Origin of the sequence: Caulobacter sp. ErkDOM-E, assembly GCF_048541895.1 — a bacterium.
Lineage (GTDB): Bacteria > Pseudomonadota > Alphaproteobacteria > Caulobacterales > Caulobacteraceae > Caulobacter.
Genome location: NZ_CP183331.1, coordinates 2,262,637 through 2,274,624, shown reverse-complemented (window position 1 = coordinate 2,274,624; position 11,988 = coordinate 2,262,637). Strand labels below are relative to the sequence as shown.

The 11,988-nt window shown below is 66.4% G+C and carries 15 protein-coding genes; 12 read left to right on the top strand and 3 right to left on the bottom strand.

Going from position 1 to position 11,988, the window contains the following annotated elements; genetic code table 11:
* The first annotated feature begins 454 nt into the window (after nt 1-454).
* On the top strand, nt 455-1,627 hold the full coding sequence (locus ACN2C7_RS11090) for a tyrosine-type recombinase/integrase (RefSeq protein WP_419317007.1): 1,173 nt from the start codon (nt 455-457) through the stop codon (nt 1,625-1,627).
* Here the strand turns inward: ACN2C7_RS11090 and ACN2C7_RS11085 are convergent.
* The 3 genes from ACN2C7_RS11085 to ACN2C7_RS11075 all read right to left on the bottom strand — a co-directional run bounded on the left by ACN2C7_RS11085 (nt 1,557) and on the right by ACN2C7_RS11075 (nt 4,244).
* Nucleotides 1,557-1,754, bottom strand: a complete 198-nt coding sequence (locus ACN2C7_RS11085) for a helix-turn-helix domain-containing protein (protein ID WP_419317006.1) — start codon at nt 1,752-1,754, stop codon at nt 1,557-1,559. The genes ACN2C7_RS11090 and ACN2C7_RS11085 overlap by 71 nt on opposite strands.
* A 52-nt stretch (nt 1,755-1,806) precedes the next feature.
* Nucleotides 1,807-3,447 (bottom strand): ParB/RepB/Spo0J family partition protein, encoded by a 1,641-nt coding sequence (locus ACN2C7_RS11080; protein WP_419317005.1) that lies wholly within the window; start codon nt 3,445-3,447, stop codon nt 1,807-1,809.
* Nucleotides 3,448-3,602: 155 nt separating this feature from the next.
* Nucleotides 3,603-4,244, bottom strand: a complete 642-nt coding sequence (locus ACN2C7_RS11075) for a helix-turn-helix domain-containing protein (protein WP_419317004.1) — start codon at nt 4,242-4,244, stop codon at nt 3,603-3,605.
* 157 nt (nt 4,245-4,401) lie between these two features.
* Between ACN2C7_RS11075 and ACN2C7_RS11070 the strand changes: the two genes are divergently transcribed.
* From ACN2C7_RS11070 to ACN2C7_RS11020, 11 genes are all read left to right on the top strand, one after another.
* Nucleotides 4,402-4,644 (top strand): hypothetical protein, encoded by a 243-nt coding sequence (locus ACN2C7_RS11070; RefSeq protein ID WP_419317003.1) that lies wholly within the window; start codon nt 4,402-4,404, stop codon nt 4,642-4,644.
* Nucleotides 4,645-4,742: 98 nt separating this feature from the next.
* The gene (locus tag ACN2C7_RS11065; RefSeq protein WP_419317002.1) at nt 4,743-5,207 is read left to right on the top strand and encodes a hypothetical protein; all 465 of its coding nucleotides are present in this window, start codon (nt 4,743-4,745) and stop codon (nt 5,205-5,207) included.
* 96 nt (nt 5,208-5,303) lie between these two features.
* The gene (locus tag ACN2C7_RS11060) at nt 5,304-5,648 is read left to right on the top strand and encodes a hypothetical protein (RefSeq protein WP_419317000.1); all 345 of its coding nucleotides are present in this window, start codon (nt 5,304-5,306) and stop codon (nt 5,646-5,648) included.
* Between the two features lie 14 nt (nt 5,649-5,662).
* The gene (locus tag ACN2C7_RS11055; protein WP_419316998.1) at nt 5,663-5,857 is read left to right on the top strand and encodes a hypothetical protein; all 195 of its coding nucleotides are present in this window, start codon (nt 5,663-5,665) and stop codon (nt 5,855-5,857) included.
* Nucleotides 5,854-6,090, top strand: a complete 237-nt coding sequence (locus ACN2C7_RS11050; RefSeq protein WP_419316997.1) for a hypothetical protein — start codon at nt 5,854-5,856, stop codon at nt 6,088-6,090. Before ACN2C7_RS11055 ends, ACN2C7_RS11050 begins: the two co-directional genes overlap by 4 nt.
* Entirely contained in the window at nt 6,083-6,883 is an 801-nt protein-coding gene (locus ACN2C7_RS11045) for a hypothetical protein (protein WP_419316996.1), read from the top strand. The genes ACN2C7_RS11050 and ACN2C7_RS11045 overlap by 8 nt, the downstream gene beginning before the upstream one ends.
* Complete coding sequence (locus ACN2C7_RS11040) at nt 6,883-7,590, top strand: DUF2793 domain-containing protein (RefSeq protein ID WP_419316994.1); 708 nt, start codon at nt 6,883-6,885, stop codon at nt 7,588-7,590. Before ACN2C7_RS11045 ends, ACN2C7_RS11040 begins: the two co-directional genes overlap by 1 nt.
* Complete coding sequence (locus ACN2C7_RS11035) at nt 7,587-8,285, top strand: winged helix-turn-helix domain-containing protein (RefSeq protein ID WP_419316993.1); 699 nt, start codon at nt 7,587-7,589, stop codon at nt 8,283-8,285. Before ACN2C7_RS11040 ends, ACN2C7_RS11035 begins: the two co-directional genes overlap by 4 nt.
* A complete protein-coding gene (locus tag ACN2C7_RS11030; RefSeq protein WP_419316992.1) occupies nt 8,282-9,415 on the top strand; it encodes a DUF7146 domain-containing protein in 1,134 nt (377 codons plus the stop codon). Before ACN2C7_RS11035 ends, ACN2C7_RS11030 begins: the two co-directional genes overlap by 4 nt.
* Nucleotides 9,399-9,806, top strand: a complete 408-nt coding sequence (locus tag ACN2C7_RS11025) for a hypothetical protein (RefSeq protein WP_419316990.1) — start codon at nt 9,399-9,401, stop codon at nt 9,804-9,806. Before ACN2C7_RS11030 ends, ACN2C7_RS11025 begins: the two co-directional genes overlap by 17 nt.
* On the top strand, nt 9,796-11,709 hold the full coding sequence (locus ACN2C7_RS11020) for a hypothetical protein (protein WP_419316988.1): 1,914 nt from the start codon (nt 9,796-9,798) through the stop codon (nt 11,707-11,709). The genes ACN2C7_RS11025 and ACN2C7_RS11020 overlap by 11 nt, the downstream gene beginning before the upstream one ends.
* The last annotated feature ends 279 nt before the right edge of the window (nt 11,710-11,988 follow it).

Sequence of the window (11,988 nt, the reverse complement as noted above, 5' to 3'; positions counted from 1 at the left end):
ATAGCGCCGACGACAGCGTCGGTGAAGGGTCGCGTAGCGCTGTTCGTTCGGTCATGGAACCCGGCTGCGAGCAAGTGCTCCGGCGCGGCCCTCAAATTGGGGAAAGCTTCCGCAGAGACGCAAACTCAAATGCGCTTCAACTGCGCGAACCGAGGATCTGCAAGGTCTGGGGAGAGAAAGCGCGGCCTTCGCCGAAGCGAAGGCCGCTGCTCAAGCCGGAGGTGGCTCCGCGGGTAGGATTCGCTCAACCATCTCATGTGGTCTCTGAGTGTCTCAACCCCCCTTTGCAAACAGAGGGTTTGCGGTTTCTATCGTCTCCGGTCGTCTCACCGTTTCTCACACAATCTCATGTGTCGGTGTAGGGCGTCATGTAGGGCGGATGACGGGGGGTAGTTTGGGTCGCGAAGTAAACAAGCTCTCGGCGAGGGCTGTTCTGAACCTCAAGACACCGGGAATGCACGGTGACGGAAACGGGCTCTATCTCCTGGTCGACGCCACCGGCGCAAGGCGCTGGATCTACAAGTTCCAACTGAACAAGCGCCGGCGGGAAATGGGCCTTGGGTCCCTGTCCGAGGTAGGTCTCGCCGATGCGCGAGCGAAGGCCAAGGAAAAGGCCCAGCTCGTTGCGCGCGGGGTCGACCCGATCGAGGAGCAAAAGACTCCAGCCAGCGCGGCAAACTTTGGCGAAGCGGCGGACGCCTTGATCGAGACGCTCAAGCCGGGCTGGCGCGGCCGCAAAACCGAGGCGGGGTGGAAGCGATCGCTCGTCACACAGGCCGCCAAAATCCGCGCCACGCCCGTCGACCAGGTGACCACCGAGGCTGTGTTGAGCGTCTTGCGCCCGATCTGGTCAACCAGGCCGGAATCGGCCGCCAAGCTTCGTCTGCGGATCGAGACGGTTCTCGACGCCTCACGAGCCCTCGGCCACATTCAAGGGGCGTGGGAAAACCCGGCGCGGTGGCGCAATCACCTATCCGTCATTTTACCCAAGCGCCAAAAGCTCACACGCGGGCATCACAGGGCGATCCCCTATGGCCGGGTCCCTGCCTTTATGCGGGACCTACGTGAGCGCAAAGGAATGGGCGCTCTCGCTCTGGAATGGACCGTTCTAACCGTCGTCCGCGAGACCATGACCCTAGAGGCCACGCGCAAGGAAATTCAGGGCGACGATTGGGTGATCCCGGCCGAGCGGATGAAGATGGAGAAGCCGTTCCGCGTCCCGCTATCGCCCGCCTGTAAGGCGATCCTGGCGAAGGTCTGTCCCGAGGGCGGAGATCCCGAAGATCTACTCTTCCCGAGCCGCACGACGGGCGGCGTCATGTCGAACAATACCATGGACGCGGTTCTTGAGCGGATGAAGGTCGACGCCACGCCGCACGGCTTCCGGTCGACGTTCAGAGATTGGGCGGGCGACGAGACGGACGCCCCTCGCGAGATCGCTGAACAGTGCCTCGCGCATGAGATCGGCGGCGAAGTCGAGCGGGCCTATCGTCGGGGCGACGCCCTCGAAAAGCGTCGAGAGCTCATGGTCTTGTGGTCGGCCCATTGTGATGGGCTCACGCCGAGCGCGCGAGCTCCATCCCGCCCGATCGCCGTTCGATCTCACGCTCGATCTCAGCCCGCTTAATCAGAACGCGGCCGCCCCACGGGAAGGTTCTGATCTCGCCGGCCTTGATCGACCGATAGAGGGTCGCCCGGCTAATGCCGATCGCCTGAACGGCTTGAGCGATGGTGTAGGACAGCTTGTCGCTCATGGGCGGTCCCCCTCGATCACCCCCAAGGCTGCGCGTCGGCTGGCGGCCGGGGTCATGCGGCCTTCTCCTCGCGGACGAACATGGCCGCGTCGGCGATCAGCGGTTCGAACTTGGCGAGGATCTCACGGGCCGTCTCAATGTCGGCGTGGGTCACGATCCCGCCCTCGACGTTCTTTAGCGCCCCGATCGCCGTCCGCCCGATCGGAACCAGGCGCTTGATAATCTCGTGAAACGGGTCGTGCTCACGGACGATCTTGAACCCTGCCGCCTCGGCCGCGCCGAGCGTCGACGGGGTGTCGTCGGGATCGAGCTCGACCGTCGGCTCGCCGACTGCCGCCTCGGCCTCGATCGCGAATAACGCCGCTTGTTCGGGCTCTGTCGTGTTCACCACCGGCGCGGCGTCGTTGAGCCATGACGTGCTGTAGTGGCCGGCCTCGCGGATGGCCCGTCCGGCTTCACCTAAAGCGGCGCGTGTGGCTAGGTCGAGGATCTGATCGCGGGTTTCCCTGGTCGTGAGAAGGTTGCGGCGACGTAGCCATTCCACGGCGCTCTCCGTCACCATGGCGAAGCATCCGCCGCCGCTCGGGTAGCTGAATCCGAGTAGGCCGAGATGGATCAGGCGTTTAAGCGCGAGTTGCGGGCCGGGCGCCGTGCTCGGAGCGAATTGTGTCGTGAGGCGGAACTCGCCGCGCTTGAAGTCGGATAGCTGGCCGGCTCTCGCTCTGTCCCCGAGCTCGACCAGGATCAAGGCCTCTTCCGGGTTGAGCCTGGCGTCGGCTCCGCGAGCATCGGGCTCCTGTTCCTTCCGTCCCTTTCCGTCACCAAGCGGGAGTTCGTCCTCCGAAGGCTGTTCGCGCTTCGCGAGCTCGACCGCCTCGTCGACCAGGATCTCGCCGCTCTCGACCCTGGCGAGGATCTCCGGGCTCGCCTTGAAGAACCGGCGTAGGCGCTTGCCGTCCTCGGCCGAAGCTTCGCCCGTTCGGATCGCTTCGATCGCTTGTGTCGGAAGGTTCAACAGGTCGAGACGAAGTTGGACGTAGCGCCGGGACTTGCTGACCTCCTTCGCGATGCCGGCGGTATCGAGGCCCTTGTCGAGGAGCACCTTGAACTTGCGAGCCTCGTCGATCGGAGGAAGATTTTCGCGCTGTAGGTTTTCGACAAGACCTTCGACGATCGACCCGATCTCGTCCAGCGGCGCGCGCACTTGACAGATGATCCGCCGCGTCGCTGACCACCACCCGCGTTCAATGCACCGGCCGATCGCGCGCTTCCGTCGAGCGCCACCGCGAAGGGTGTAAGTCCCGTCGTCATTCACGGGGCGGACGATCAGGTTTTGTAGCAAGCCGCGCCGGCGCAAGTCCTCGGCGAGTTCGTCGATGCTTTCATCGTCGAACGTCTGGCGGGCGTTGTCTGGATCCTCGCGGAGGTTCTCATACAGGATCCCGATATAGTCCTCAGGGATCTCGATAGCGCCCTCGGCCACGTCGAGCGCGGTGATCGCTCGCCGGCCGGCTTCGGTGTTGGCGATCTTTTCGCCCTTGTCGACGAAGCCCTCGCGCTCAAGCGCCAGGACGCTGCGACGGGTGTTCGCCTTGTCCTTTCCGGTCCCCTCGGCGATCGCTGCAAGGGAGGTCGGGCCGGCGGCCGCGAGGTAGCGGAGGACGTGCGCGGACTGAACGGCGATCGGGTGCATTGCCACTCTCCATAAGGTCAAGGGTGACACGCATATCAGCGTCACTTTTGACCATCAACAGAAAATATAAGCAACGCTGCTAAATCGTCGATCGGCGCTAGTGATCGGGAGAGATATTTTTTGACAGCCGCCCATGGCGAATGCCGTTCGCGGCCTCACAGCGCCCGAGGATTGACCGTTGCGAAGACGGGGACTGCCCATTCAACCTCTACCTCGGCCATATCCGTCGAGCCGATCGACTGTAGCGTGAACCTGCCGTAACGGGAGCCACGCTTGAGCGTCTTGACGAACATCTGGCCGTCGCGAAGGCGCACGACGCAGCGCTGATCGATGCAGCGATCGGAGTCGAACGTCGGCACGTCCCGGAAAACGAGGACGTAACCGTCCGCCGCTTCCGGAAGGTTGAAGTCGCCTCGGGCGACGAGGCCCTTAAAGCCTGCCCCTATGTGAAATGGGAGCTCGATTTCCTCAAGCCCGCCCTGTGTTTCCGGCTTTTCCAGCGTCACCAAGCCACCTGCCCCAATGATACCAATGATTGGGACACGCTCAGCTTGCGCCGGCTCTTCCCCGAACCCTAGGTAGCTAACCGTTTTTTGTAGCAGGTTGGCAATACGGCTGAGCTTCTCGGGCTCGGGCCTGGTCGATCCTTGCTCCCATTGGGAGACGGCGGTTTGTTTCACGCCGATAGCCTCGGCCAGCGTGGCTTGAGACCAGCCGAGCGCCTTACGTCCCTCGCGGATACGTCGCCCTAGGGCGACATTGCTGTCGATCGCGACTTCAGGATCCGAACTGGTCAACGCCAAGCCCCCTTTGCATAAGTGCTGCGTCCTGGTGGTCTGCCGCCGTTCGGCTTGTGAGTCGAACAAGTGACGCTGTTGACGAATCATAAGCAACGCTGTTATCGCAGCACTTATGCACGTCGGAATTGCAATCATCCGCGCCCGCACCTTCGGCTTGACCCAAGCCGAATTCGGTTCGCTGTTCGGCGCATCGCAGGCCACCGTTTCCAACTGGGACCGGGGAAAAGGCCTCTCTCTCGCCGACGTCGCCCGCTTTCGCGCCCGCGCCAAGGCCCAGCGCCTCCCGTGGCGCGACGAGTGGCTGTTCGGCGAACGGCCTGATCATGAGGCGGACACCCTCGGCCACTCGCACCAGGGCCAAGCGGTAGAGCGGGCCGACGCCCGCCCGAGCGGCTGAGGGTCTGGTCATGGTCACGGCCTCCACACCTCTAGCTCTAGCTCAAGCCCCAAGGCGGCGCTTCCCGAATAGCGCCGCGACTTTCGGGAAGGGATGACATGACCAAGCCGCGCAAGCCCGGCTCCCTTGCCGACGCGATCATGACGATCCTCGGCGCAATCGGCCGGGATACGGCCGCCGCTTTGGTGAAGCGCGGTCAAGACGTCGTGTACGATTGGGCCGACGAAGAGAATCCGGCACTTCCCGATCTGGACCGTGCCGCGCGGCTCGACGCTGCGTTCGTCAAGGCCACCGGTGAACGGCCACCGGTCCTTTACGCCTATCGAGCCCGGATCGAGGAGCTCCTCGGCGCGCCGCTCGAAGATGCTCAGCGCAAGGTCGCCCCGGCGGACCGTCTGTCGCGGCTCATGGTCGAGGTGAGCGACGCGGCGCGGGCCTATGCCGAGTGCTCGGCGCAAGGCCGCCCGGATCCAACGCTCACCCGCAAGCTCAAGCGCGAGATCGAGGACGTCCGCGTTCAACTCGCCGGCATGGCGTCCGACCTCGGCGGGGACGTCCCGTGATCCGCTTCCTCGCCAGAGAGGCCGCCGCCCTGGCGGCCGTCGGCGGCTTTGCCGCCCTGGTGATCGGGCTCGCCGTCCTGGTCGCAGGGGGCGAGCATGTCTAGGCCGTCGCCTGGCGAGCTCAAGACCTGGCGCGAGTTCGCGGCCGCTGCGAACGCCGCCGCCAGGAAGCCCACGGCCCGCGCTCGCGAACTCGCGAAGCTGGCGGCCGTGGCGAGCAAGACCGTCGTCCCGTCGCGGGACGCAAATGACTTCGCGCTCTGCGAACTCCTCGTCAGGACCGCCCGGATCTTCATCGAGGCGGCGGCTTCACGCCGTCTGGTGATGGCTCCCGGCCTTGCGGCGCTGGCCGGTGAAGTCGCGGGCCTCGCGGGTGAGCCCCAGATGGCCGCCGTGCCGGCCGAGGGCGATCCGGGATTCCGGCGAGATCTCTTCGGTTAGTCGGGGGCGGGGGCATGACACAAAAATCCTGCGATCAATGCGAGTTCGTCACGGTCGACGCCGCGCGCGGCCGCTCGAAATGCACTTGGGCCGAGGCCAAGGCGCACAAGTCCGCCCGCGAGGGCGAGAGGGACGCGATCGCCGCCGCCTTCGAGCGCAACGGCGCGGGTTGCCTCGGCTTCGCCCGCCGCCTCGGGCCGCCCCGGTGAGAGCCGGCGAGCGCCATTCGCCGCCGGCGCGGCCCTGGACCCTCGCGGGTCTGGTGGCCCTGCGCGCCGTGATGGCCGACGGCGGGAGCCTGGACGACGCGGCCGACGCCCTCGGGCGCGATCCGGCCGACTGCAACATCGCGCTCGATAGCCTGATCGGCCGCGCGCTGGTCGACGCGCTGCTGAGCCTCAGCTTCCGCACTCTAACCACCCGAAAGGCAAGCCATGACTAAGCCCAAGAAGGCCCGCGCCCCCGCGCCGGCCGTTGATCCTGTCGCGCCGTCGACTTCGCCCGTTCTCGTCACTGAGGGGGCCGAAACAGCGGCGGCGCTCAGGGCGGCGCTCGGCGACGGCGTGGCCGTTGTCGTTCCCGACCAGAGTCAAGCCACCCCCGCCGGGGAAGCCTGGTCGCTTGAGAATTGGCAACTCGCCGCCGCCGGCTTCGTCGACGGTTACGCCGGACCGCTCGACGAGACCCCGCCCTTCGTCGGCGTTGGCCTGTCGTCGAGCGAGGATCTTACCGTGTCGTTCGCGCGCAGCGACGCGGTCGAGACCTTCCTTCTGCAGCCAGCCACCGCCCCCGGCGAGACGATCTATTTCCTCACCGACTACAGCGACGAAGGCCTTCCGTGCGCCCCGACCCTGGCTGCGTGGGCGGGCTGGCTGGCGACGGGCTTGGCCGAGGAAGGTCCCGGCCGCGAGGTCGACGGCGACGAGGAGTTCGACGCTTTGGTTATGACGTTGCTTCCCGACGTCATCGCCACGCGAACCGCCTCGGCCTGGTCGATCGAGGGCGAGGTCGGCCCCGGCGCGACCTGGTTCGCTGCGCGCTCTGCCGTGGGGATGGGCTGGTCGGCCGACACAATCGAGGACAGCTTCGAGCGGATCCTCGACGCCCACGCGCCGGCCTATGCAATCGGCGACCGCCTCGTCGTGGCGGTCGCCCGCCATGACCCGCCGGTGCGACTGGCCTATCGCCTTGGCGAGGAGCGCTCGTCCTTCGAAATCCTCGGCTCGGTGCAGTAGTGGCCGGCTCGCCCAACATCGGCTTGCCGTACCTCGCAGCGTCGCAGGCGCAAAAGCATGTGACGGTGAATGAGGCGCTTCGGCTTCTCGACGCCGTCACTCAGCTTTCCGTCAAGAGCCGGGGCCTCAACGTCGCCCCGGCGTCGCCGGCCGAGGGCGACCGCTATATCGTCGGCTCGGCCCCGACCGGTGCTTGGGCGGGCCGCGCCCTCGACGTGGCGTTCTTCGAGGGCGGGGCCTGGTCGTTCCTCGACCCGCGCGAGGGCTTCCTCGCCTGGTCGGACGCCGACGATAGCCTGTTCGTCTATACGGGCGGGGCCTGGCTCCGCTTTGGCGACGTCCTCGCGCTTACCGCGTCCGGTGGCATGTGCGGGATCGGGGCCTTCGAGCAAGAGGTCACGCTCGCCGGCGCGTTCACCGACACGACGGCCTTTTTCCCTGATCGCGCGGTAATGCTCTGCGTTGGGGTCCGCACGACGCAGGCCGTCACCGGCGCGACGTCTTTCAATTGCGGCATCGTCGGCGACACCTCGAAGTTCGGCGGATCCCTCGGGATCGGGCTCGGATCGACCAATGTCGGCGTCATCGGCCCGACGGCTGTCTATTCGAATACGCCCGTCCGATTGACGGCGGTCGGCTCGAACTTCACCGGCGGGAAGGTCCGCGTCGCTGGCTACTATCTCAGGTTCACGGCGCCCGCGTCATGAACCAGGTCGCGGCCTCATTCGTCGTCGGCGGACGTCAGGACATCGAAGATTTCTTCGAGTTCCTGTACGCGCGCATTGCCGAGCTTGAGGCTGCGATCGCCGAGGATCACTTCGAGCCGCCGCCGGCCTGGCGGCTAACGAAGACTGAAATCGGCGTCCTTCAAGTTCTCCTCGCCCGCAAGGTTGCGACGCGCGAGGCGCTGATGGCGCACCTTTACAGCCTGTCGCATGGGCGCGAGCCGCCCGAGGCGAAGGTTCTCGACATTCACATTTGCCGGCTTCGCAAGAAGCTCGCGCGCTACTCGATCCTGATCGAGACCCGTCACGGCCGAGGCTGGGCTCTGGCCGACGACGCCAAGTACGCAGTTCGCGCCGCGCGCACGATGCCGGCGGCCGAGACGCCGGCCACCGACGGCGGGATTTGGACCGAGGACCGGATCACTGGCCTCAAGACGCTTTGGCACGAGGGCTTTAGCGGCGCGGTGATTGCCGAACGCCTCGGCCTCGGCCGTGATGGCAAGGCCGCCGTGTTTGGCAAGGCGTATCGCCTCGGCTTGCCGTTACGTCGCAACCCCGACCCCGAGATCCGGCCCGAGGACCGCATACCGTCCGAGGCCGCCCGCCGCCTGGCCGCCTTCGATCCTGTCCTTCGCCGCGCCGTCGAGGCTTTCGATCGGAAAAGGGGCGCGGCATGAACCCGCGTGACGAACGCCCGCCGCTCGACTTCGATCGCCTGATCGACGAGGCCAAGGGCCGGACCCTCGACATTGCCCGCGAGCTCTTCCCGAACGGGAACCTCGAAGACGCCCGATCGAGCGGGATCTATGCCCCGCTCAACCTCACCCGCGCCGACAAGCGTCCCGGCTCGTTCTGCATCTACACGACGGGGAGCCGGGTTGGCGGCTGGACGGACTTTGCCACCGGCGAGACCGGCGGGATCTATGACCTCGTCGCCTATCGCCTCGGCCTCGGCGACATGCGGGCCGGCCGCAAGAAGGCGCTCCCGTGGCTGATCGACTTCCTCAACTTCCAAACCGCCGGCCCGCGCCAGGTCCGGCCGGCGCTTCCCGAGGCGGTCAAGGCTACCGAGCGGGAGATCGAGGACGCCAGGGCCGAGAAGGCGCGCGGCCGCGCTCAAGCCCGCTTCCTGGAGGCGCAACCACTCATCACCGGGACGCCCGCCGGCGAGTACCTCAAGGCGCGAGGCGTCGACGTCCAGCGCCTCGGCCGACAGCCTGGCGCGCTGCGGTTTCATCCTCGCCTATTCGAGCCTGAGACGAAGTCCGAGCTCCCGGCGCTCATCGCGGCCGTGACCCGCTGGACGCCCGAACGAACGGGGTTCGTCACCATTCACCGAACCTTCCTGGCTGAGATCGGAGGCACCTGGTCGAAAGCGCCGATCGCCGACGCGAAGAAGGCCTATTCGTCGTATCGCGGCGGGGCCGCCAACATCTGGCGCGGCATGTCCGGTCGCCCGATGAACGCCGCACCGGCCGGCGATCGCGTCCTCATCACCGAGGGCCTTGAGGACGCCTTGACGGCGGCCTTGGCCTTCCACCTGACCGCCCCCGAACGCGCGCCCCGGATCCTGTGCGCGATCAGCCTCGCCAACATGCGGAACGTCAATCTCCCGGCCGCTTGCTCGACGGTGATCCTGGCCGCCGACAACGACGGGGAGAACGAGGCTACGTCGCTGGCGATCAAGGCCGCGTCCGAAGCCTTCAAAGGCCAAGGCCGGCGGGTCCTGCTCGCCCGAGCGGCGGCAGGGAAGGATCTCAACGATCAACTCAACTATGGGAGTTCGCAGAATGGCGAGGATGGATAGCGACGCCCGCGTCGGCCTTCGCCGACGGATCCTCACACTCGCCGCGTGGCACGCCGAACAGGTCTCGGGCCTCGTCGCCGAGGGGCACCCTGACAACCTGGTCGACCTGGTCGAGCATCGACAGGCGGCCGAGGATCTCCGCGCCGTGGCCCCACACCCGACGACGGTGTTCGAGCTCCGATCCGAAGATCCTGGCGCGACCTGCCTCGTCGGCCTTTACGCCCTCGTGCTCCTCGGCCGCATCGCCGACGCCCGCCGGCTGTTTGACAGCCTGGTTCGCGAGGCCGTCGCCGTGACCACCCCCCGTCAATTCGAGATCGCAGAAGCCGCGATCGCCGCTCACGAGGCTATGCGCCTCACTCAGTTCCGAGGGGGTCAGCTTGACCGCTAAGATCTATGACTTCACCGGCGTCGTCGACGCGGTCGAGGGCGCTGAGGGTGACGACGACGAACCACCGTTCGGCGGTGGCGGCGGATCCGGCGGCGGATCCGGTGGCGGATCTGGCGACGACGAGACGTTCGATCTCGCGCCGCACCTCCCGGCCGGCGGCCCGGTCGTTCCCCTCGGAAAGGGCGAGGACGGCGAGACACACTTCTATCTCACGGCCGACCGGATCGTTCTCGGCCTGGCGGCCTCCAAGCACCAGGCGAACGCCCTGATTTCCATGTTCGGCACCCAGGCCGGATGGGCGTTCAAAAAGTTCCCGCGCGCGATCAAGAAGAAGGGCGAGGCCCGGTTCGACAGTCAGAACCTGGCGATAGCGCTCATGACCGCGTGCGCCCACGCCACGGCGAAGAACGGCGTCTTCAACCCGATCAAGCGGATGCGCGGACGCGGGGCTTGGCTCGGGGCCGCCGGCGAGCTCATCGTTCATTGCGGCGACATGGTCTTCGTCGCCGGCGTCCCTCAGCGGCCCGGCGTGATCGGCCGACATATCTACTCGGCGGCCGAGCCCGTGGGCTGGCCGGTCGACGACAAGGAGACGCCCGAACCCGGATACGGCGAGGATCTCTTCGAGACGCTCCGAACCTGGAATTGGCTTCGCAAGCATCGGGATCTCGACGCGCGCCTCTATCTTGGTGCGATCGGGGCCGGGATGATCGGCGGGGCGCTCAAGGTCCGGCCGATTGCGTGGGTCACGGGTGACGAAGGCACGGGCAAGAGCGCGCTCATCAAGATCACCGAGCATATGTTCGACCGGGCGGTGATCTGCACCACCGACGCGACGCCTCGGGGAATCGCCCAACTCCTCGGCCGCGACAGCGTCCCGGTTCTCCTCGACGAGTCCGAGACCCGCGAGGACAATTCCAAGCTTCAGGCGATGGTCGAGCTCGCCCGGTCCGCCTATAGCGGCGGCCTCAGCGTGCGCGGGTCCTCGGACCACGAGGCCAAGCTCTTCATTCTGAACTCGTCCTTCATCCTCGGCTCGATCCTTCTCCCGCCGCTGGAGAACCAGGACATATCGCGCATGGCGATCCTGGAGCTCCGCGAGCTCTCGTCGGACAACCCGCCGCTAGACACCGAGGCCGCCGCCCCGTGGGCGCACCTCGGCCACAAGCTGCGCCGGCGGCTCATGGATCGGTTCCGCCAGGTGGGCGAGACGATCGCCGTCTATCGTCAGGCGCTCATGGGCGTCGGCCATTCGCACCGCAACGCCGACCAGTTCGGGACGCTGCTGGCGATCGCCCACGTCATGAAGTGCGACGTCCTGCCTTCGGAGGAGGAGCTCGCGGCCGATGCCGAGCTCTTGCATCCCGCCAGGCTCTCGGAGACCCGCAAGGTCCCCAACTGGCGACAGTGCTGCGACCACGTCTTGAGCGCGACGATCGACGCCTTCCGGTCGGGCGAGCGCCGGCTGATCGCCGAGGCGATCAAGGACGCCAACGCCAACACGTTCCGGGGCATGGGCTCCCGTGATTCCATGCAGCGGGACCTAGAGCGGTCGGGGATCAAGATCTTTATCCACCCGACCGAGAACCATCCCAACGGCAAGGAAAAGCGGTTCCTGGCTGTCGCCTGGTCTCACCGAGGCACCGCGACCATTTTCGAAAAGAGCAAGTGGGCCGGGCGCGCGGGACTGAAAGGGCCGTGGGTTCAAGCGCTGTCCCGCGCGCCTGGCGCCGTGGAATGTTGGGGGACCCTTCGGTTTGCTGGCGTGGCCTCCCGCGCTGTCCTGGTCCCGCTAGAGACCGTCGTCGACCAGGCCGACGACGATGAGGATCCGAAGCCCGAACCCTCTTCCTCTCGCCATCCATTTCCCGACCCCGACCCGGACCCCCGATCCTATGAATAGAAACCGCCGCCCGCGAACGCCGTTCGTCGGCGTTCCTGCCCGTCGCCGGGTTGGTTTTCCGGGCGGAAAGGGTCGGGGAACGCAACGAAACCCGTTCGCCTGTTGCCGTTGGTTGCGGTGGCGTTGCGGCGCTGTTGCAGATAACCCACTGAGCTCGCTCGGCTAATCGCGATCGCGGTCACGCGCAACGGGATCTAGGCCGCCGCTCCACATGCGCGCCCATGCACGCGCCCCATGTGTAATCCCTTGTTTCACTGTTGCGACTTGAGAGAGATCTAA